At 41.6% G+C, this 21,311-nt stretch carries 15 protein-coding genes; 10 read left to right on the top strand and 5 right to left on the bottom strand.

The annotated features are described in order from the left end of the window. Window positions 1–10 precede the first annotated feature (10 nt). Window positions 11–2,686, top strand: a complete 2,676-nt coding sequence (locus tag QWZ01_RS03820; protein ID WP_290321904.1) for a valine--tRNA ligase — start codon at window positions 11–13, stop codon at window positions 2,684–2,686. A gap of 95 nt (window positions 2,687–2,781) precedes the next feature. Further along, window positions 2,782–4,581: an ATP-binding protein gene (locus QWZ01_RS03815; protein WP_290321903.1), complete on the top strand. Its 1,800-nt coding sequence runs from the start codon at window positions 2,782–2,784 to the stop codon at window positions 4,579–4,581. Here QWZ01_RS03815 and QWZ01_RS03810 read toward each other — a convergent pair. After that, window positions 4,578–5,039, bottom strand: a complete 462-nt coding sequence (locus QWZ01_RS03810) for a type I restriction enzyme HsdR N-terminal domain-containing protein (RefSeq protein ID WP_290321902.1) — start codon at window positions 5,037–5,039, stop codon at window positions 4,578–4,580. The two genes, QWZ01_RS03815 and QWZ01_RS03810, sit on opposite strands and share 4 nt — an antisense overlap. A 151-nt stretch (window positions 5,040–5,190) precedes the next feature. On the opposite strand from QWZ01_RS03810, the gene holA reads away from it, so the two are divergent. From holA to QWZ01_RS03795, 3 genes are all read left to right on the top strand, one after another. After that, window positions 5,191–6,213, top strand: a complete 1,023-nt coding sequence (gene holA, locus QWZ01_RS03805) for a DNA polymerase III subunit delta (protein ID WP_290321901.1) — start codon at window positions 5,191–5,193, stop codon at window positions 6,211–6,213. 299 nt (window positions 6,214–6,512) lie between these two features. Next, window positions 6,513–7,076 (top strand): adenylyl-sulfate kinase, encoded by a 564-nt coding sequence (gene cysC, locus QWZ01_RS03800; protein WP_290321900.1) that lies wholly within the window; start codon window positions 6,513–6,515, stop codon window positions 7,074–7,076. Window positions 7,077–7,121: 45 nt separating this feature from the next. Further along, entirely contained in the window at window positions 7,122–7,955 is an 834-nt protein-coding gene (locus QWZ01_RS03795) for a sulfotransferase (protein WP_290321899.1), read from the top strand. Between the two features lie 14 nt (window positions 7,956–7,969). Here the strand turns inward: QWZ01_RS03795 and QWZ01_RS03790 are convergent, their stop codons facing one another. After that, the gene (locus QWZ01_RS03790) at window positions 7,970–10,909 is read right to left on the bottom strand and encodes a PAS domain-containing protein (protein ID WP_290321898.1); all 2,940 of its coding nucleotides are present in this window, start codon (window positions 10,907–10,909) and stop codon (window positions 7,970–7,972) included. 208 nt (window positions 10,910–11,117) lie between these two features. Here QWZ01_RS03790 and QWZ01_RS03785 point away from each other — a divergent pair, with 208 nt between their 5' ends. Next, a complete protein-coding gene (locus QWZ01_RS03785; RefSeq protein WP_290321897.1) occupies window positions 11,118–11,684 on the top strand; it encodes a DUF1572 family protein in 567 nt (188 codons plus the stop codon). 53 nt (window positions 11,685–11,737) lie between these two features. Continuing rightward, window positions 11,738–12,493 carry a ThuA domain-containing protein gene (locus QWZ01_RS03780; protein WP_290321896.1) on the top strand — a complete coding sequence of 252 codons (756 nt, stop codon included), beginning with the start codon at window positions 11,738–11,740 and terminating at the stop codon, window positions 12,491–12,493. Between the two features lie 185 nt (window positions 12,494–12,678). Here the strand turns inward: QWZ01_RS03780 and QWZ01_RS03775 are convergent, their stop codons facing one another. From QWZ01_RS03775 to QWZ01_RS03765, 3 genes are all read right to left on the bottom strand, one after another. Continuing rightward, entirely contained in the window at window positions 12,679–13,851 is a 1,173-nt protein-coding gene (locus QWZ01_RS03775; protein ID WP_290321895.1) for a DUF5009 domain-containing protein, read from the bottom strand. 235 nt (window positions 13,852–14,086) lie between these two features. Next, window positions 14,087–14,470 carry a DUF3037 domain-containing protein gene (locus tag QWZ01_RS03770; RefSeq protein WP_290321894.1) on the bottom strand — a complete coding sequence of 128 codons (384 nt, stop codon included), beginning with the start codon at window positions 14,468–14,470 and terminating at the stop codon, window positions 14,087–14,089. Continuing rightward, window positions 14,448–15,245: a HipA family kinase gene (locus tag QWZ01_RS03765; protein WP_290321893.1), complete on the bottom strand. Its 798-nt coding sequence runs from the start codon at window positions 15,243–15,245 to the stop codon at window positions 14,448–14,450. The genes QWZ01_RS03770 and QWZ01_RS03765 overlap by 23 nt, the downstream gene beginning before the upstream one ends. A 159-nt stretch (window positions 15,246–15,404) precedes the next feature. Between QWZ01_RS03765 and cysQ the strand changes: the two genes are divergently transcribed. The 3 genes from cysQ (at window position 15,405) to QWZ01_RS03750 (ending at window position 21,209) form a co-directional block, all read left to right on the top strand. Next, window positions 15,405–16,190 carry a 3'(2'),5'-bisphosphate nucleotidase CysQ gene (gene cysQ / locus QWZ01_RS03760; RefSeq protein WP_290321892.1) on the top strand — a complete coding sequence of 262 codons (786 nt, stop codon included), beginning with the start codon at window positions 15,405–15,407 and terminating at the stop codon, window positions 16,188–16,190. A gap of 464 nt (window positions 16,191–16,654) precedes the next feature. Continuing rightward, complete coding sequence (locus QWZ01_RS03755) at window positions 16,655–19,684, top strand: SusC/RagA family TonB-linked outer membrane protein (RefSeq protein WP_290321891.1); 3,030 nt, start codon at window positions 16,655–16,657, stop codon at window positions 19,682–19,684. 13 nt (window positions 19,685–19,697) lie between these two features. Beyond that, the gene (locus QWZ01_RS03750; RefSeq protein WP_290321890.1) at window positions 19,698–21,209 is read left to right on the top strand and encodes a RagB/SusD family nutrient uptake outer membrane protein; all 1,512 of its coding nucleotides are present in this window, start codon (window positions 19,698–19,700) and stop codon (window positions 21,207–21,209) included. Window positions 21,210–21,311: the final 102 nt, after the last annotated feature.

Raw genomic sequence — 21,311 nt, 5'->3', positions numbered from 1 at the left:
TTTGCGCATTATGAGTATTTCTAAAACATATCTGCCTAAAGAAACCGAAGAGAAGTGGTACAGTTACTGGTTAAAGCACGATTTTTTTAAATCAGTGCCTGATGAGCGCGAGCCTTATACAATAGTCATTCCGCCGCCAAACGTTACCGGGGTTTTGCACATGGGGCATATGTTGAACAATACCATACAGGATGTATTAGTACGCCGTGCCCGTATGAAAGGCAAAAATGCCTGCTGGGTTCCGGGTACGGATCACGCCAGTATTGCTACCGAAGCCAAGGTTGTAGCCATGCTTAAAGAGCGCGGCATCAGCAAAAAAGACCTTACCCGCCCCGAATTTTTGGCTTATGCCTGGGAGTGGAAAGAGAAATATGGCGGCATTATCCTGGAGCAGCTTAAAAAGTTAGGAGCCTCATGCGATTGGGATCGTACCCGTTTTACTATGGACGAAGACCTTTCCGAAGCTGTGATAGATACCTTCATCCATCTGTATAAAAAAGGCTGGATCTATCGTGGCGTACGTATGGTTAACTGGGATCCGCAAGGTAAAACCGCGGTATCTGATGAAGAAGTTATCCGTAAAGAAGTTAATCAGAAGCTTTATTATATAAATTATGAAGTTGCGCAGAGCGAGGATACCGGAGCGGATAAAAACGAAACCGGAAACCCCGCACCCCGCACTTACCTAACCATTGCCACAACCCGTCCGGAAACTATTATGGCCGATGCAGCTATCTGTATTAACCCTAATGACGAACGTTACCTGCACCTGCATGGTAAAAGGGTATTTATTCCGCTTATTAACCGCGAAATTCCGGTTATACTGGATGAGTATGTTACAATGGATTTTGGTACGGGCTGTTTAAAGGTTACACCAGCACATGACCTGAACGATTATGAACTGGGCCAGAAACATAACCTGCCTGTTATTGATATTTTAAATGACGATGGTACGCTGAACGAAAAAGCACAAATATTAGTTGGTGTTGACCGTTTTGCTGCACGTAAAAAAATTGCGGTATTGCTGGAAGAAGCCGGCGCGTTGGCCAAGGTAGAGGATTATAAATCGCAGATAGGTTTTTCTGAACGTACTGATGCGGTTATTGAGCCTAAGCTATCTATGCAATGGTTCTGCAAAATGAGCGAGATGGCTAAACCCGCCCTTGATTATGTTTTGAACGGCGAGGTTAACCTTATTCCTGATAAGTTTGTAAATACCTATCGACACTGGATGGAAAACGTGCGGGACTGGAATATCAGCCGTCAGCTTTGGTGGGGTCAACAGATCCCGGCCTGGTATTTACCCAATGGCGAGTTTGTTATTGCTAAAAATATAGATGAGGCTTTAACCGAGGCAAAACTCAAAACGCAAAACTCAAACCTCAGCGCTGCTGATCTAAAACAAGATGAAGACGTGGTTGATACCTGGTTTTCATCATGGTTGTGGCCTATATCTGTATTTGACGGTTTTAAAGACCCTGATAATGCTGATATTAACTATTACTATCCAACCAATGATCTGGTAACCGCTCCCGAGATCTTATTTTTCTGGGTAGCCAGGATGATCATGGCCGGACACGAGTTCAGAGGGCAGGCACCGTTTAAAAATGTTTACCTAACCGGTATAGTTAGGGATAAGTTGGGCCGTAAGATGTCAAAATCGTTAGGTAACTCGCCCGATCCACTTGATCTGATTGAGAAATATGGTGCCGATGGTGTAAGGGTAGGGATGTTGCTATGCTCGCCGGCAGGTAACGACCTGATGTTTGATGAAAGCTACTGCGAGCAGGGCCGTAACTTTGCCAACAAGGTATGGAACGCCTTTAAGCTGATCAAAGGCTGGGAGGTTGATGAAAACCTGTCTAACCCAAATCAGATAGCTATTGAATGGTTTGGCAATCGCTTTAACCAGGCGCTGGCCGAAATAGAAACTCAATTTGGACAATACAAGCTATCAGAAGCCCTTATGGCCACCTATAAGCTGGTCTGGGACGATTTTTGTGCATGGTACCTGGAAATGATCAAGCCTGCTTATCAGCAGCCTATTGATAAAGCCACCTATGATGTTACCATTCAATATTTTGAAAATATCATGAAGGTGTTGCACCCGTTTATACCGTTCCTTTCTGAGGAGCTATGGCATGATGAGCTTTTTGGAGAACGTGATGAAATGGATTGTTGCATTGTTGCACAATTACCAAATATTGGGGAAATAAATGCACAAACGCTGAATCACTTAGAGATCGTAAAAATTATTATCACCCAAATCAGGAATATTCGTAACACCAAACAAATTTCGCCTAAAGAGGCACTTGACCTATCGGTAAAGATAAACTCAGGGTTGCCTTACCAGCAATATGAGCCAATAATAACTAAACTGGCCAACATAGGTACATTCAGTGTAGTGAATGATAAGGTGAATGGCGCTATAAACTTCATTGCCTCAACTGATGAATTTTATGTTCCGCTAAGCGAAAACGTAGATCCGGTTGCAGAACGCACTCGTTTGGAAAAGGAAAAAGAATACCTTTTAGGTTTCCTGAAATCGGTAAATGCAAAGCTCAATAACGAGCGTTTTATGGCCAATGCCAAACCCGAAGTAATTGATATAGAACAGAAAAAACGGGCAGATGCCGAAGCTAAATTAGCCATACTGGAAGAGAACCTGACCACTTTGGCTGATTAATTGCATATCATGTTTGCTACGAGCAGTAGCAAAACTTAGCAGGTGAAATTTCACCTGCTAAGTTCTGCTGAATAACTGCTGCTTGTTGTTTAAATATGCATAATAAGGCTGGTTTTTTTAATATTTCCATATACAAAATACTTTCTAAGGAGCAACCCTTTCTTGACCAGGCCCGGATACGTTTACTTTATTATGGTTTTTTCCTGGTATTTGTAGCTTGCGGAGCTTTATTGGTCAGCGTTTATTTTCAGGGGCAAATGATGCTGGCCCGTACTTCTGTTTTTTTAATGGTTACTGTTGCTGTATTGTTCAAAGCATTAACATACAGACCCAGATGGTATCTCATATCTCATATACTACTTATTGTTGGCACACTTGTTAACGCAAGCATTGTTTACATTTCGTTACAGAGTATAAACATCATAACTGTACAGGTGGTTATCATTGTAATTGCATTTAGCTACTATATGGTTGGGCAAAAGTGGGGCCTCATATATTCCTTACTCAATACTTTACCTGTACTGCTTTTTTTAATTATTGAATACAGATACAATTACGTAATATGGATAAAACCTGATAACATAGATGAGGCAACTAAGATGATAAGTCTGTTTGCCAACTTTATCATACTTATTTACATCCACAGCCACTTTTATAATGCTTTTATAAAAAACATCAAACAACTTAAAAAAAGCGCTAAGGAACAGGCAGTTTTAAACGTGCAACTGGCGCGGGCTATTGAAAAATCAGAAAAATCGGCCTATGCCAAATCCGAGTTTCTTTCTACCATGTCGCATGAGATCCGTACACCGCTTAACGCGGTAATTGGCATGAGTAATTTGCTGATGATGAGCAGCCCCCGGCCAGAGCAAAAGGAGAATTTGGAAATACTGAAATCTTCGGCAAATAACCTGCTGGCCATTGTAAACGATGTGCTTGATTTTAACAAAATAGAGGCTGGTAAGCTTGAATTTGAGAGCATCCGTTTTGACCTTACCGAAATGATGAATAATATTTGCGGCGGACAAATATTAATAGCCGAACAAAAAGGATTGCAGTTTAAACTGACTATTGATGAAGTGCTAAAAAACAAATCGTTTTTTGGCGACCCAACCCGTTTAACACAGATCATCTTTAACCTCATAAACAATGCTGTAAAGTTTACAGAACGTGGAAGTATTAACGTAATGGTAACTTGTCTTGAAGACCGACATAACACCATTACCGTGAATTTTTTAGTAAAGGACACAGGTATAGGCATTGATGAGGAAAAGCTGAATAGCATATTTGAACCTTTTACCCAGGAATCATTAGCTACTACACGTAAATATAGTGGTACCGGTTTAGGCTTAGCTATAGTAAAACGCTTGCTTAATATGCAGGGGCTTAAAATAAACTTATCCAGTAAGGTAGGGGTAGGGTCGGTGTTTTCGTTTAATATGGAATTTCCGGTATCTACAGAAACTGTTATCGAAAATGCAGGTCTACAGGCAGAAAATGCAGAAGGGGTTGGTTTAAAATTCTTAAAATTACTTATTGCCGAGGATAACATGGTTAATGTGATGCTCATGAAAAAGCTGTTGTCAAAATGGGAGATAACGCCAACTATTGCCGAAAATGGCGAACGAGCTGTTGAATTTATGCAATATGGTAACTTTGATATTATACTGATGGATTTACAGATGCCGGTAATGAATGGTTTTGATGCCGCTAATGAGATCAGGAAAATGGCCGATCCGAAAAAATCGCGGATACCAATCATCGCGTTAACAGCTTCGGCAATGGCCGATATTAGAGACAGGATCAGTGAAGCAGGAATGAATGATTATGTATCTAAACCCTTTAAGCCCGATGAACTTATTGAAAAGATACAAACCTACGTTGCTGTAGCCTAAACAGCCCGTATGTAATCCGGCAGATCTGCAATAAACTGGTATTGTCTCTTATCAAGGTCAATATGGCAATAGTAATGTTGCAGGCCGTTGCTTACAGCTAATAATGATACCTGGTGCACCATGTTGTAACGGGCTATCTGATCAAACGTTTTTTGATCAATAGTTATGGATGGTGCTTTGCACTCTACTATCAATATCCTTTTCCCCTCGGCATTAAAAACTACAATATCTGTTCGTTTCTGGAGCCCGTTCAGTTTCATTCCGCCCTCCAGTTTAATAAGGGCTTTGGGATAGTTTTTTTCTTTTATAAGATATTGTACAAAGTGCTGGCGCACCCATTCTTCAGGAGTAATAATGATGTTCTTTTTCCTGATCTCATCAAACAAGGTGAGCTGCCCGTTTTGGTCACTTATTTTAAAAGGGTAAGGAGGAAGATTAAGTGGTTGCAGCTGATCCATTATATAATTCAAAATTCAAAAGTAAAAATTCAAAATCCTTGTTGGGGCAAAATTCAAAAGTAAATTAAGATTAAAGCTTTTTTTAATTAGATCAGACAACATGCTTGTCCTTTTGAATTTTTACTTTTGACTTTTGAATTGAATCACCGCCATGACCGCAGCCGAGATATTAAAAGATATTAAAAACCGTAAGTATAAACCCTTGTACCTGCTGCATGGTGAAGAACCATATTTTATTGATCTGGTTAGCAATTATATTGAGCATAGTTTACTATCTGAGGCCGAAAAGGGATTTAATCAGACAGTGGTTTATGGTAAGGATACCGAGATGATGGCTGTGCTTAACGCCGCCAAACGCTACCCCATGATGGCCGATTACCAGGTAGTAATGGTAAAAGAGGCACAGGATATGAAATGGGGTAAGGATGATGACGGTAAAAAAGGCATCGACCCATTGTTGAGCTACCTTGAAAACCCGTTGCCAAGCACCATTTTGGTGTTTTGCTACAAGTATGGCAAATTTGATAAACGTAAAAAAACTTATAAAGCCATTGAAAAAAATGGGCTCATTTTTGAATCGGCACCATTATATGATAATAAGATACCTGCCTGGATAGAAGGTTATATCAGTGATAAGGGCTACAAGATCAATGCGCAGGCCTCGGCCATGCTATCCGAATATTTAGGTAACGATCTGTCGAAAATAGCTAATGAGCTCGAAAAACTGATGCTAAACGTAGCGGCAGGTCAGGAAATTACGCTCAAACATATTCAGGATAATATTGGTATTAGCAAGGAGTATAATGTGTTTGAACTACAGGCAGCCCTGAGTAAAAAGGATGCATACAAAGTAAATCAGATCATTAATTACTTTGAAGCCAATCCAAAATCAAACCCCATTGTGCTGATATTGGGTAACCTGAATAATTACTTTAGCAAGGTGCTGGCTTATCATTATGTAAAGGATAAATCGCAGCAGAACCTGGCGCGCGAGTTAGGTGTAAATCCTTATTTTGTTAAGGACTATGAACAAGCCGGCCGCAACTATAATTATGGTAAAACAATGCAGATCATCAGCTATCTGCGCGACTACGACCTGAAAAGCAAAGGTGTTGACTCAAACGCTCCCCATGGCGAACTGATGAAAGAGTTGATGTTTAAAATACTGCATTAACTTGTCATAACTTGTTCTGGTACAGGTTTTAACGACCTAATAGTGTAACATTTTTGATATATGTATCAATTGGTGCCTATTCTGCGTAATAAAATAGATTTGCCCAAAAACTGCGTTTTTTAACCCTTATGGGTGATTTTTGCATGAATATCCTTCCTTAAATAAAAACTCATACTCAATTGTAATGGCTTATTTACAATGCCAGGCAAAATTTGAGACAAGTTAATGTATAAGTTCACGTTCTGAAAGTGTCCTGCAGAACTTTCGCAAGATGATATTAACTAACTTAACTATCAGGTATGATACTTTTATTTTGCGGCCTATCCGGTGCAGGAAAAACCACATTGGCAAAAAACGTGGCTCTTGAATTAACCGAACTTGGGATAAGAACAGAGATCATTGACGGGGACGAATATCGTCAGGAAATATGTAAAGATCTTGGATTTTCAAAGAATGACCGTTGCGAAAACATCAGGCGGTTGGGCTTTATAGCCAGCCGGTTTTCGGCGCATGGAATAGTTTCAATAGTTAGCGCCATAAACCCATATGATGAAATTAGGCGCGAACTGGCTGAAAAATATCCTCATGTAAATATTATACACGTAGATTGCCCGGTTGACAGGCTGATCTCCCGTGACACTAAGGGGCTTTACCATCGGGCTCTTTTACCTGAGGGACATCCGGATAAACTTTCAAACCTAACGGGTATCAATGATCAGTTTGATGTTCCTTATGATGCTGATCTGTACATAAATACCAGTCAGGATAACATTAAACAAAGTACTTCACTGTTGCTTTATTATATATTGAGCAACCTTCATACTGCCGAAAAGAACATTCATAATGTGGTTGATAATTTTTAAGCTTCCTGCTTAAAGCATGTTTAATTAATTGTCGTTTTAAAAAGTATGGAAAAAAGAACCCTTATCATTGCCGGAATGCACCGGTCCGGTACATCGCTTATTTCTCACTGGTTGGTAAAGTGTGGCCTTCAGCTTGGCGAAAGGCAATTAGGCCCCGATAACGGGAATGCTGATGGCCACTTTGAAGACGTAGAGTTTTTAAAGATGCATGAGGAGGTATTAGCCAATAATAACCTGCCAGTATCTGGCCTGACCGACGAGCATGTTGACCATTTTTCCATTTACGAAAAGGAGAAACTAAAAAGCATCATAAAAATCAAACAACAGCTATATGATCAATGGGGATGGAAAGATCCCCGTACCTGTCTGTTTCTGGATGTTTACCAGGAGCTGTTGCCAGATGCCTGCTACCTCATTATTTTACGTGATTACCAATCAGTAGTAAGCTCATTATTAAGGCGTGAGTTTAAAATCATGGATAAGCGATACATGGCACGTAATTTTATCGGTAGGCTGCTATGGTTAAAGGTGAAACGTCAGCGCAGGCAGCAAAAACTTACCCGTGGTAAGGCAGTTGAGTATTTAAAGGTATGGATAGCATATAATCATGATATTTTAAAATGTATAAAAAAGTTGGATGCCAATTCATTTATCGTGATTAATTATTCCATGTTAAATGAAGCGGATACCGGTCTTTTTAAATACCTCAAGAGTAATTGGAATTTCTCGTTAAAATATTTCAGCTTTAAGGATGTATTTAAAAAGGATCAGATAGGTGAGGATATAGATATAGACAATTATATAAACGATAAATCAGTGATTGAAACTGCCAAAAAACTGCAGGATGAATTGAAAGGATATTTAAGGGTTATCAACTAATTAACTGTTAAAAATTATTGTTCATTTAACCAGTCCACTGCTGCTGCTACTTCTGTGAAAAAATGAATCTTAAGTTTTTCCAAAGTAGAATCGGCGCTTTTACGGGCCGATAGCTGGCTAAATACACTCGGCGAGTTTACCCAGGCAAAATATCTCATACCAGCCTTTTCCATTGCCGGAAACCATTCCTGCGCTCCCCAGTCTGCCGCTTCAGACCAGTTGCCTAAAACATATGTGTTGTTATTAAGTACTTTTTGAACCTTATGCTTTACCAGCATCTCCATCATGCGTAAACACCCTTGCTGTACCGATTCAAGGTTTTGAAAACCTGTCCAGTCGGCATCAATGCGTTCATGGGCTCTGTTATAGCTAAGTGTAATGGAGCTATCCTGGTAATGATCATCTTCATTTATGATCGGTTCTGTTTTTTTAGATGGGTCAAGCAGTAACCTGAAGAAAAAAGTAGAACCTTCATCGGGCTTGCTTTCTATCCAAAAACTGCCATTGTGCCTTTTTAAAATTTCGGCAGATATGAACAGGCCCAATCCAAGACCTTCAAAGCGCATGGCGGTATTATCAACACGATAATAACGCTCAAACAGCCGGGTCAGGTTTTTTTCTTCAATACCAATACCCCAATCCCTTACTGATACAACAATACTATTATCCTCTATTCTTACCACACAATTAACGATCACTTTATCTGCCTGGGGCGAATATTTGATGGCGTTGCTTAATAAATTATTCATTACCTGTTCCAGCCTGAAGCGATCACCGGTGTATGCGATGTCCTCTGAGTTTTCAAGGATAATCAGGTGCGATGAGGTGGTATGTTGTACGGCATCGATGGTATCAATAAGCATTTCACGGAAATTAAAGGTTTCCATGTTATACACCATTTTGCCCGCATTAATACGTGATACATCCAACAGGTCATTAATCAGCTTTTCGAGCCGCAAAACGTGTGAGGCAGATTTTTGAATAAAGCCTGTAAGCTTTTGCGGGTCGTTAATCCGGAGCATTAACTGGTTGAATGCTTTGATGCTGGTAAGCGGTGTTTTTAGCTCATGGCTGGCTATGGATAAAAATTCGTCCTTCTTCTGCTCGTTATTTTTTTGCAGATCGATATTTGTATTGGTACCCAGCCACAATTTAATTTCGCCGTTTTCAATAAGAGGTACGGCACGGGCAAGGTGCCAGTGATATTGCCCGTCGTGAAATTTAAGGCGAAACTCCACCAGGTATTCCTGACCGGTTTTTAGTGAGATCAGCCATTTTTTCAAACAGGTTTGCAAATCTTCTGTGTGGATAAACTGCTGCCAGCCGCGGTCGGTAATGGTTTGGGCATCCTGACCGAAATCATTGCAGATCACCTCGTTCACATAGTCAAGCTTACCGTTAGGCCGGGCAGTCCATACCTGTTGGGGTATGGCGTTCAGTAAAAACCGGAAGCGCTGCTCATTTTCGGCCTCTTTTTGCCTTATGCGGACTTCATCGGTAACTTCAAACACAAAAACAAGTATGCCGTCTATTTTATTTAATACATCATAACGAGCCTGGTATATAAAAGTGAAGTAGCGGTCTTCAATTGGCCCGTCAGGTGTACGGGCAAGGGGCACCAATAATTCTTTACCTTCAAAGGTATTACCGGTTTCATAAACATTTTTTAAAATATCATAAACCGCATGGTTTTTGAGCTCGGGTAGTGCCTCCAATAGAGGTTTGCCGGTAAGCTCTCGGCCGGGAAAAAGCTGCTGATAGGGTGGGTTAACCAGTTCAAATACAAAATCGGGGCCATCAATTACGCAAATACCTGCAGGGGCCTGCATAAAAAACCTTGTTAACCTTTCGTTTTGACCGTCAAGCTCTGTCTGGGTGTTTTGCAATTCAAGTGTGCGCAACTCAACCCGCTCCTCCAGCTCATCATTTAGTTTGAGCAAGCTTTGCTGTGCCTGGTATAACTCTTCATTGGTGGCGCTCAACTCTTCATTGGCCGATTGTATTTCTTCGCTGGTAACCTGGATCTCTTCATTGGCCTGGCTCAGCCCTTCGTTAAGTTCCTGTAACTCCCTGCTGGTTTGTTCAAGTCGCTTGCGGGCCAAAACCAGTTCAGTTATATCATATTTAAAACTTAAAACCCCTGTAATATTGCCTTTTTCATCCCTTAAGGCCTGACAAATAAAATTGAAATAGTGATCTTCGGGTATACCTCCAATTTCCTGTGCCAGAGGTATACATATTTCGTTGCCTGCAAAAGTTTCACCTGTTTTATAAACCTGCTGCAATGATTCCCAAACAGGTAGGCCGGCAACCTCGGGCAGCGCCATTAATAAGGGTTTTCCCAGCACCTTACGCCCGGGGAAAAGCTCTTTTTCGTATTGTGGATTTATAAATTCATAAACGAGATCAGGACCCGTAACTACGGCAATCTGTGCAGGCATCTCTTCAAAAAGCTTTTCCATTTGAAGGCTTAGCCGGGTAGCTTTTGCCGCGGTCTCTTTTTCTTTTTCTAAACTGGCTTTCAAATTTCTTTCGGCAAGTACCTGCTCGGTTACATCCTGGGTATGGTGAATAATATAGCATAGATAGCCTTCATTGTCCAGAACAGGCGTATGTGCGGTATCCCAGTAGCGCTCCAATAACCTGCCTGCATTATCCGGATCCGGAATATCAAAACGGGTGATAGGCAACCTGTGCGGTTTACCGGTTTCAATAGCCTGTGCCAATGAAAAAGCGATGCCGCCTTCCTCAGTAGACCATTCTGGTACTTTAGGAAAAACATCAAAAAGGTACTTTTCAAACAATTGGGCGCGTACCTTACCAATTAGTTGTAAATATGCCTGGCTCGCGGTAAGTATAAACAGCTCTTTTGACAGAATAAGATAAGGGTGTGGTAAAGTTTCAAAAACCCTTAACGTATCAGTAGGTAAGGCCGAGCGGTGTTTTATGGGCATATATATATGGTAGACTGATAAATATGATTACAACCAGTTATAACTGTTAAAATATTATATTATGGCAAAATGTTTTGAAAAATAAATAAATAATTGAGAAATAATTTTATCCGAAGAAAAAATTAATCTTCATCATAATATATCTCTTAAACGATGATTTTGAGGTATTTGACATATACTTCAACTAAAAAAGATTGTAACTTTATGTATGACATCAGATTATTTAGAAAGTGTTAAAAAGCAATTTGCCTACTATAAAATGCTGGGCGAAAAAACATTTAGTCAGCTTACTGATGAGCAGCTGCTTTGGCAGTATAATGCCGAATCTAACAGTATAGCCATGATCGTTAATCACCTTTCGGGCAATATGCTTTCCCGGTGGACGGATATTTTCATTACAGACGGCGAAAAGGAATGGCGCAACCGGGAGGCTGAGTTTGCCGAAATTAATCCGGCTCGTGAACAAATACTTCAAAAATGGAATGATGGCTGGCGAGTTTTATTAGACACATTAGATAGCCTCACTGATGCTGATCTTGAGCGGATAATTTATATCCGTAACATGGGGCATACCGTTACCGAAGCCATTAACAGGCAACTGGCTCATTACCCGTATCATATTGGGCAAATTATTTTCATAGGCAAAATGCTTTGCGATCAAGAATGGAAATCCCTGTCAATCCCCAGAGGACAGTCTGAAAGTTACAATGCCGAAAAATTCGCGAAAGAAAAACGCCGCGAACATTTTACAGACGAGTTTACAGACGAAAAATAGTACAATTGTCTTTGTAACTAATAATTGAAATACAATAAGAGCTAAGCCACCCTATGAAGAAAATACTGTTATTGATCTGTACCGGCCTGTTTATGGTTGTGAATCTAAACGCGCAAACAAAGCACTTTAAAGTACTGGCTTTGTACGAGAATGGCGGCCACCATATTGAATTTTCAAAACGTGCCAAAATATGGTTGGATAAGCTGGCTGCTGAAAAAGGTTTTAATATAGATTATATACAAAATACCAATAAAATTGATGACGCGTTTTTAAGCCATTATCAATTGTTTATTCAGTTAGATTATGCGCCTTATGCCTGGACGGATAAAGCCGTGGTAGCCTTCCAGAAATATATTGACGAGGGCAGGGGTGGCTGGATAGGTTTTCATCATGCCACTTTACTGGGCGAGTTTGATGGCTATCATGAATGGCAATGGTTCTCTGACTTTATGGGCGGTATTACCTATAAAAATTATATAGCCACCTTTGCACGCGGAAAGGTTAATGTGGAGGATAAAAAGCATCCCGTAATGAAGGGCATACCCGCCTCATTCATCATTCAGCAGGAGGAGTGGTATACCTATGATAAAAGTCCGCGGGCAAACGTACATGTACTGGCCAGTGTTGATGAAAATAGTTATGCCCCCCAGGGAGATATTAAAATGGGTGATCACCCCGTTGTGTGGACTAACCAGCATAAAAAAGCCAGGAACATTTATATTTTCATGGGTCACTCGCCCAACTTGCTTGATAACCCCGCTTGGGTTAAACTGGTTACCAATTCTATTTTATGGGCGGCCGGTAAATAATTTTATGAAGACTCAAGCCTTAAATATGTTTATTTATAATCCGTTGGCTAAAGCCAACGGCAATAATAATACAAGGTGTTTTAAACAATTTCACATTTCATTGCCGTCCCATTTATGGGACGGATAAAAGTACCGAAGATGGGCTTTAGCCAAATTCTGACTCAATCAATATGGGGTTTGCAGAACTAAACTTTTAACCTGATCCGCTTTTTTTCCATGAGGCCTACAATGGCTATCAGCACAAAGGATAACGCCATGGAGCGGCAAAGGCCAAGGAAGCCCGAATTAAAGCCTCTTGGATAACCAATATGAAACATCATCATCAAAAAAACCTGGAAGTAAGGCATTAAATAACAGGTGAGCGTACTGGTACCAGCAGGCCAGATCCACTTGAACCAGTTCTTTTTGCCTTTTACATCAACCAGGTATATCATGAGTTCAAACATGAGCAAGGTAATGCCACTGCAAATAAATACCCATGCAGGTGTTGAGCGGATTTTGGAGATCCCCTCGGCATAAGGCCTCACCACAAAGCCCAATGCAATAAGCAATACACCGGCGAGCCCGAAAATAAGCCATATGCGTTGTGTTTTGCCAAGGGCTACCAAACGGGCGTATACCTCTGTTATCACAATACCAGCCGTAACCAAAAACATGGATGATGCATCGCCTATAGGGAATACAGTTTTGTTCAGGGTGCCGGTATGCCTGCCGATGTTAATGGCTGCAAATACCACCAGTACAGGTATAAGTATGCTGAGCTTGCCTTTGCTTAACAGGTAAATGATAGCACAAGTTAAATAGGCCCAGCCTATGATACCCAGTATGCCCCACCATGAAGGGCGCATCCATACGGTTATACCATTATCCTCGCCTTTGTACAAAACGGCCATAGTTATCAGCAATGCAACCCCTATACCTGAAAAGGTGTATCTTTTAAATCTGTTCATGGTTTCTGGATAATCAAGCCAGATGAGGAAAAAAGCAAGTGTTATCAATACAGCCCAAAGCGGTTTTGAAAGCGTGGCCGTTGGGCTGTAAACTTCCATACTTACATGGAAAAAACCCATGATAATGAGGGCCGCACTCCGGGTAATGATATATATTAAAATAGAAATAAATGAATTGCCCTTGCTGAGCCTGTTTTTAATGGCAAAAGGTAATGATAAGCCCACAATGAGCAAAAATGCCGGGAAAATGGTATCGGCAAAGCCCATGGAATCTTCCGTGATTTTAGCATGATCAAGCCAATCAGGCGTATCTCTTACACCACTGGCGTCATTAACAAATATCATCAACAGCATGGTAATGGCGCGCAGCACATCGATAGATAAAAGACGCTTGGGTAATTGTTGCATTATAAAGAGCTGTATATGTGAATACGAACAGAAGATACGTGATTTAGTTCATCCATTAGCAAAGCTATACGGTAAACTATCATATTAACAGTAACATATCGCTATTTTACTACTGCGGGGATAGATATTTTAAGAAGAATTGTCATCCTGAACGTAGTGAAGTATCTATTCTATAATAGGAATAGTTCAATAGCAGATCCTTCACTATGTTCAGGATGACAAGGAAATAGGTAAATTACGCCACCAGTTGCTCAAACAAACGGTTAAGTGTTCTTTCGGCATCAAGACAAAGGCCGGGGTGTACTTTGGATGATTGTACAACAGTACTGCGGGTAGCCGTTAACCAGCGAAAACGCGAGGCCATATCCAGCTGGGCAATAGGGCCGGCCAGTTTATCACCATGGGTTATGCGCTCAAAAGAGTTTACGTTTTCTTTAATGCAATCTATATCAAGCTGCTGCGCAAAGGCGCTGATCCGCGCTTCATCAAGCAGGAAGCGTACTTTTAAAAAGCGTTGTTTGGGGCAGTAAACAATTACCCCAATATTTATAAACTCCTCGCGCTCTACCCTGGGTACAATGCGTATTACGGCGTACTCAAATAAGTATGGCTCTTGCATGTTGTGCTTCTTTTACAAATATATCAGATGCGGCTGCGCGCGTTATTAAAAATTGGGTATAAACCTCACGGCGTTCGGCAGGCGTGCCGTTCTGCGAATCGTCGGTAAGCCAATCGTCGGGGATCAGGTTTACAATCGTGCGGATGCGATCGTCAGTTAAAATGGCTTTAAATTCTGCATCAACCTCATCCAGCATGGAAGCAAGGGGTAATAATACATGATCTTTCACCTGTACAAAAGGACGTTTAGCCTGCTCTTCCCAGTTATGCCAGGAATGATGAAAGTACAAGGCCGCGCCGTGGTCAATAAGCCAAAGCTCTTTGTGCCATACCAGCATATTGGTGTTGCGTGGAGTACGGTCAACATTGGTCAGCAGGCAATCGAGCCAAACTATTTGTGAGGCCAGTTTAGCATCAAGCGTAGTAACCACGGGGTCAAAAGTGATAGCGCCCGAAAGGTAATGCAACGCCAGATTAAGTCCTACGCTAAATTTCAGCAGATCTTGTATTTCCTCGTCTGCTTCTGAACGGCCAAAAGCGGCATCAAGATTGGCAAAAACCAGTTCGGGTACTTTTAAGCCCAGCAAACGGGCAATCTCGCCACCAATAAGTTCGGCTATCAGTGCTTTTACGCCCTGGCCTGCACCGCGAAATTTGAGCACGTACAAAAACTCATCGTCGCCCTCGGCAATGGCAGGTAATGAACCGCCTTCGCGCAAGGGGGTTACGTAGCGTATCACATTTATGGTTCTGAGCTGTGGTTCAGTATAATTCATAACGGATATTTAATTTTATGCCTGTTGTTGTAAACTAATCATTCGCTGCAAGCAGGCGACCCGAAAATTAGGGCAAATATCTGAGAAAATGATAAGGTTAAGCTGCTTTGCCGAAATTATTACCTTTACAAAACAGCATTGCCAGTTTTTATCCATTGTATGATTTTTCATTTTAACCATCTTGCGCCAATTGATTTAGATAAACTGAACGGTATAGCCAAAGAGGCCGGGGCTCAAATATTGCGTATCTATAACTTGCTGCCGGAAGATATGAAGGTGACTTTGAAGGATGACCAGTCGCCGCTTACGGCTGCCGATAGGCTATCGCACGAAATCATATTCAGGCAACTAACGGAGTTAACTCCGCATATTCCTATCATTTCTGAAGAGGGGAAAGATATTCCGTATGAAATCCGTAAAAACTGGGAATACTTTTGGTGCGTTGACCCCTTGGATGGTACCAAAGAGTTTATTAAACATAACGGGGAGTTTACCGTAAACATCGCGCTCATCTACAAAAATACGCCTGTTTTGGGTATCATCTATATCCCGGTTACCGATGAGTTATATTATGGCGGCGAAAACATGGGTAGTTGGAAGCAAACAGCCGATGGTATAACCACCCAACTACACGCAGATAAAAACAACACAGAATGGATTGCAGCGGGCAGCCGCTCGCACGCATCGCCCGAAGAAACAGCTTTGCTAAGTCAATATCCCATAAAAGAAACCATTACGGTAGGCAGCTCGCTTAAATTCTGTTTAATTGCCGAAGGCAGGGCGCATATATACTACCGCTACGGCCCCACAATGGAGTGGGATACAGCGGCCGGCCAGGCTATTGCAACCAACAGCGGAGCTATCATGACCGGCCCGAATGGCGAACCATTTTTGTATAATAAACCATCCCTGCTCAATTCAGGGTTTTTAGTAAAAGTGAAATAACGGCAGGTAAATATAACATCAAACGTTTGTGTTAAATTACGGAAGTACTCAAGCTGGTCTTTTATCCCAAATAGATGGTTAGCCATCGTAATCGGTACTGTGTTTTAAATTCTGATCGCATAAAAAACTAAAATGTTATTGTTTTTGAAGATGGCTGTAATTTGTCCCGGTAAAATCAAAAGTTTTGAGCCTCGGTTCTAAATCAGGCAGCTTTTATTTTTTTACATTAAGATTATTATTTCAAAATGCTTGTTAACCTGCTGTTAACAAGCATTTTCTTTTTTTATACCTCTCCGCTTTGCCTCTTATCAAACGTTTGTGTTGCTTAAGTTTTTGTAAAACAAACGTTTGCGTGGTGTTTGAAGGCCCTTGTCTTTGCTTTGTTTAGGCCTTATCTCTAATTTCCAATATCCAAAAAAGCTAACTGAAATTTATCGATTAATTAATACTAACACCAACAATGTATGATTAAAATTTACAAACAACTTAGTCTGGAGCTCAGAGGAGGCGCCTTGATAAAGGCAGCACCGGGCAGGCTCTTTTTTAAAGCCATGTGTTATTTACTGTTTATGTTTTTGCCAGCACTGGTACAGGCGCAATCAGTTATTAACGGTACGGTGAAGGATAATACAGGTGTTGCAGTAATTGGAGCAACCGTTACCGAAAAGGGGGCTAAAAATACCACCACCACAGATATTAACGGTAAATTCAAAATAACCCTTAAAGGAAACTCGCGCACGCTCGTGGTATCTTATATAGGTTATAAAACACAGGAGTTTGCTACCAACGGTGCCGGTGAAGTGGTGATAACCTTGCAGGAAAACCTGAATAACCTGAACGAGGTGGTAGTAGTTGGGTATTCATCCAAACAGGTATCGCAGTTATCAAGCTCGGTATCGGTTATCAGCGGTAATAAGTTAAGGGATGTAACCTCAAACGATTTGAACAGCCTGTTACAAGGTAAAGCTCCTGGCGTGGTGGTATCATCTGCATCTGGCGATCCATCTGCAAGTTCAAGTATCCTCATTCGCGGGGCAAGCAGTATCAGTGCCAGCACAAGTCCGCTGGTGGTGGTTGATGGTAACATTGGCGGTACCTATAATCCAACGGATGTGGAATCGGTAACTGTTTTGAAAGATGCAGCTGCAACCGGGCTGTATGGTTCAAGGGCTGCCAACGGTGTAATTATTGTTACTACCAAAATGGGTAAATCAGGAGACGTAAAAATTGATGTAAACTCGGTAGTTGGTTTTAACAATGCCAACTTTGGCAAGTTCCATTTAATGGATTCGCAGCAATTGTTTGATTACCAGAAAACATTCCTTACGCCCGATCCATCGTTGTTGAAAACCAATACAAACTGGCTTGATCTGGCTTTCAGAACGGGGTTAACTCAAAATCATACGGTTTCAGTATCTGGCGGTAGCGATAAAACACAGTTTTACGTTTCAGGTAACTATTATAAGGAAGAGGGCACTTTAATAGACAATAGTAAAACCGCCTACAACTTACGCTCAAACCTTACTACAAAGCTGAGCGACAAGGTGAAACTGAGCGTTTTATTCAATACTATATATACTAAAGACGATAACCCAACTAATCTTTTTACAGGTAATGCACTATATGATGCCTACCTGAGCATGCCCTTTGACCCCGCCTTCAACGCTGATGGTACACCAACTGACGGCAGAACCTATCCGGGTTGGGTGGGTCGCGATAAAGAGAACTTTTTGCAGGGGCTGCAATACAATTTCGCAAATGCCAAAAGCCTGAACACCAGCGGCGATTTTAATATAGATTACGCGATAACCAAACACCTGAGCTTTGCAACCTACAACCGGGTAACGCTTTATAACTACCGCGACGAAACTTATTATGATGCCCGTACCAAAGACGGCGGTGCAAATTCAGGCGAGTTATATAACAGCAGTAATTTTAGCAGCACCTTGTTAACATCAAACCGTTTAAGGTATGATAACAGCTTTGGTGATCATAACCTGTCGTTATTAGCGGTTGGTGAGGGTCAAAAATATCACTATGACGATCAGTACCTGAACGGTAAAGGTTTGCCTGCCGGAAGCCCTGTTATGTCAACAGCTACAGATATCATCAGTAACCCAAGCGGTGGTGTTGATGAATACAATTTCAGGAAATACCTGGGGCAGGCCGATTACAACTATGCCGGTAAATACTTTGTGGTAGGTTCATATGTACATGAATACTCGTCGCGTTTTGGCAGCAACAACCCAAGCGGTAACTTTTACCAGGCAGGCGCATCATGGATAATAAGTAAAGAGAACTTTATGAAAAACGTAAAGACCTTTAACTTTTTGAAATTGCGAGCCAGCTACGGTACCACCGGTAATGCCGAAATTGGTAACTACGCTGCTTTAGGTTTGTATAGTATTGACCAGTCTGCAAGTTATAATGGCGCGCCGGGTTCTTATCCATCGCAAAAAGCCAATCCTAACCTTACCTGGGAAAAGATCAAAACCGCCAACATCGGTGTAGATTTTGGCTTGTTTAACCGTATAGATGTTAATATTGACGCGTATCAGAAAACATCAAGCGCGTTGTTGTTCCAGAAACCTTTACCGGCAACTTCCGGCTATAACTATGTGTTTGAAAACATAGGTTCTGTACGTAACCGTGGTTTAGAGATCAACGTTACTTCACGCAACCTGGTAGGGGCTTTCAAGTGGGAAACCAACTTTAACATCGCGTTTAACCGTAACAAGGTATTATCCTTAGATGCAGGCGAAACCATGGCTTCACCGGGTGCATCTTTACCTATAGCGGTTGGGCATGATATGAACGAATGGTATATGCCAATATGGGCCGGGGTTGATCCTGCAAATGGTAAACCACTGTGGGAAAAACTGGTTACCAATGCCGATGGCAGCGTTACCAAACAAACAACCAGCATTTACTCAGAGGCATCAGCATCTAAACAATTCACAGGTAAATCGGCATCACCAAAATTTACAGGCGGTATCACCAATACCTTCTCTTACAAAAACTTCTCGCTTAGTACCTTCTTCAATTTTGTAAAGGGCAATTATGTGTATAATGATAGCCGTGTATATTTTGATAATGATGGTTTGTACGATAGCTACAACGTAATGGTACCTCCTAAAGGCTGGACACGCTGGGAAAAACCTGGTGATATAGCTACCGAGCCTAAAGCCATTCAGGGAGGTAATAACAACTCTAATTCAACCTCATCACGATACCTGGAAGACGGCAGTTACCTGCGACTGCGCAATGCCACTTTCGGTTATCAGTTGCCTAAAACCTGGCTTAATAGTTTAAAAATCAGGAGCGCCCGCATATTTGTAAGTGGCGATAACCTAGTAACCTTTACCAAATTTACCGGTGTTGACCCAGAGGTTGACCTTAGCCCTGACCCGGGTAATGCGGGTAACAAAGGTTTATCAAGCTTTAAATACCCTATCAGCAGAAAAATATTGTTTGGTGTGAATGTTGGATTCTAAAAAAGATATTAAAATGAAAATTTCAAGATATATAAAAACGGCACTCATCATTGGTTTCTTAGGAGCCTTTGTGAGCGCGTGTAAAAAGGTAGAACCATCAACCGCAATTGATGAGCAGGTAGCCCTGGGCGATTCTTCGCACATAGCTACAGCAACTATTGGTAACTATGCCGTACTCCGTAATCCTGATTATGTACGCAGCGGTCACTTTTTAATGGAGTATCCAGGCGATAATATTGCCCAGGGGCAGGCTTCTTCTGATGATCTTTCGCGTTGTTACCGATACAATCAGATTCCAACAGGGGCGCATGCTACGGCCTTTTGGAAACAAGCCTATCACCTGATAGCAGCGGCCAACAAAATTATAGCCGTTATACCTGATGATGCATCACCGGCTTCAAAACAATTAAAGGGCGAAAACCTATTTCTGCGCGCCATGGCCGAGTTTAACCTGGTACGCATTTTTGGCCGCCCGTACACACAGGGTAATGGCAGCAATCCCGGAGTGCCAATACTAAAAGAGAACAGTACTGATATTGCCCCTGCCCGCAGCACGGTAAAAGAAGTTTATGATGCCGTACTGGCCGATCTGATCAAGGCCGGTGATTTAATGAACTCATCAAACAACAATGTTTATGCCTCAAAAGAGGTGGCTTACGCGCTACTGTCACGGGTTTATTTATACATGAATGATAATGCTAACGCCATTAAATATGCCGATCTGGTAATTAATTCAGGTCGTTATGTTTTATTACAGGGCGGCGATTACCAGAACTATTTTAGCGGTGTTCCCGAAAATAATAAAGAAACTATCTTCTGTATCAAACACACCAAAACACAGGATCAGGGCTTTAGCGCCATCGGTTCCATGTACTATAGCGGCCAGGGCCCTGATGGTACAAGTTCATTAACCACTCCCGGCGGGCAAGGAAATACCGGCTGGGGTGAAGTGTATGCTTCAAAAACCTTTGTTGCCGATCTGGATAAATATCCTAATGATCTTCGCCACAGTTTTATAGCACCTTATACCATTGCCGGCGTTTTGCAAATGAACCCAAAGCTTACGCCGCAAACACCAATGTATTACATTACCAAATACAGCTTTCAGGAAGGTATAGTTACGCTAAGCTCGCCTGTTTACCTGCGCTTTGCCGAAATGTACCTGAACAGGGCAGAGGCAAACGCCAAACTGGGCAATACTCAACAGGCACTTGACGATGTAAACATCATCCGCACCCGTGCCGGTATACCTAACGTTACCTTAACCGATGCAGCAGGAGCAACCGGTGTTCTTGGAGTTGTACTGGAAGAGCGTCGTCTTGAATTTGCCTTTGAAGGCCAGCGCGCTTATGACCTGTTCAGGAATAATTTGCCAATGGTGCGTAATTATCCCGGTACACATTCGCTTAATAACACGCCAACTACCAATATTATGCAAACGGTATTACCTACCGATGCAAGGGTGGTGTTCTTTGTACCGCAAACAGAAATTGATAACAATCCAAAACTTACACAAAATCCTTAAAATAAGCAGGATGTCCGTTATCAGGATGTCCCGAACATTTTAAACAGTAAACAGCTATTTATTTATGGTTACATTAGGAGGGGTAACACCCTCCTTTTTAAA

Origin of the sequence: Mucilaginibacter aquaedulcis (genome assembly GCF_030409325.1) — a bacterium.
In the GTDB taxonomy this organism is placed as follows: domain Bacteria; phylum Bacteroidota; class Bacteroidia; order Sphingobacteriales; family Sphingobacteriaceae; genus Mucilaginibacter; species Mucilaginibacter aquaedulcis.
Note: the sequence above shows the minus strand (reverse complement) of the source record. Positions and strands in the feature narration are given on the sequence as shown.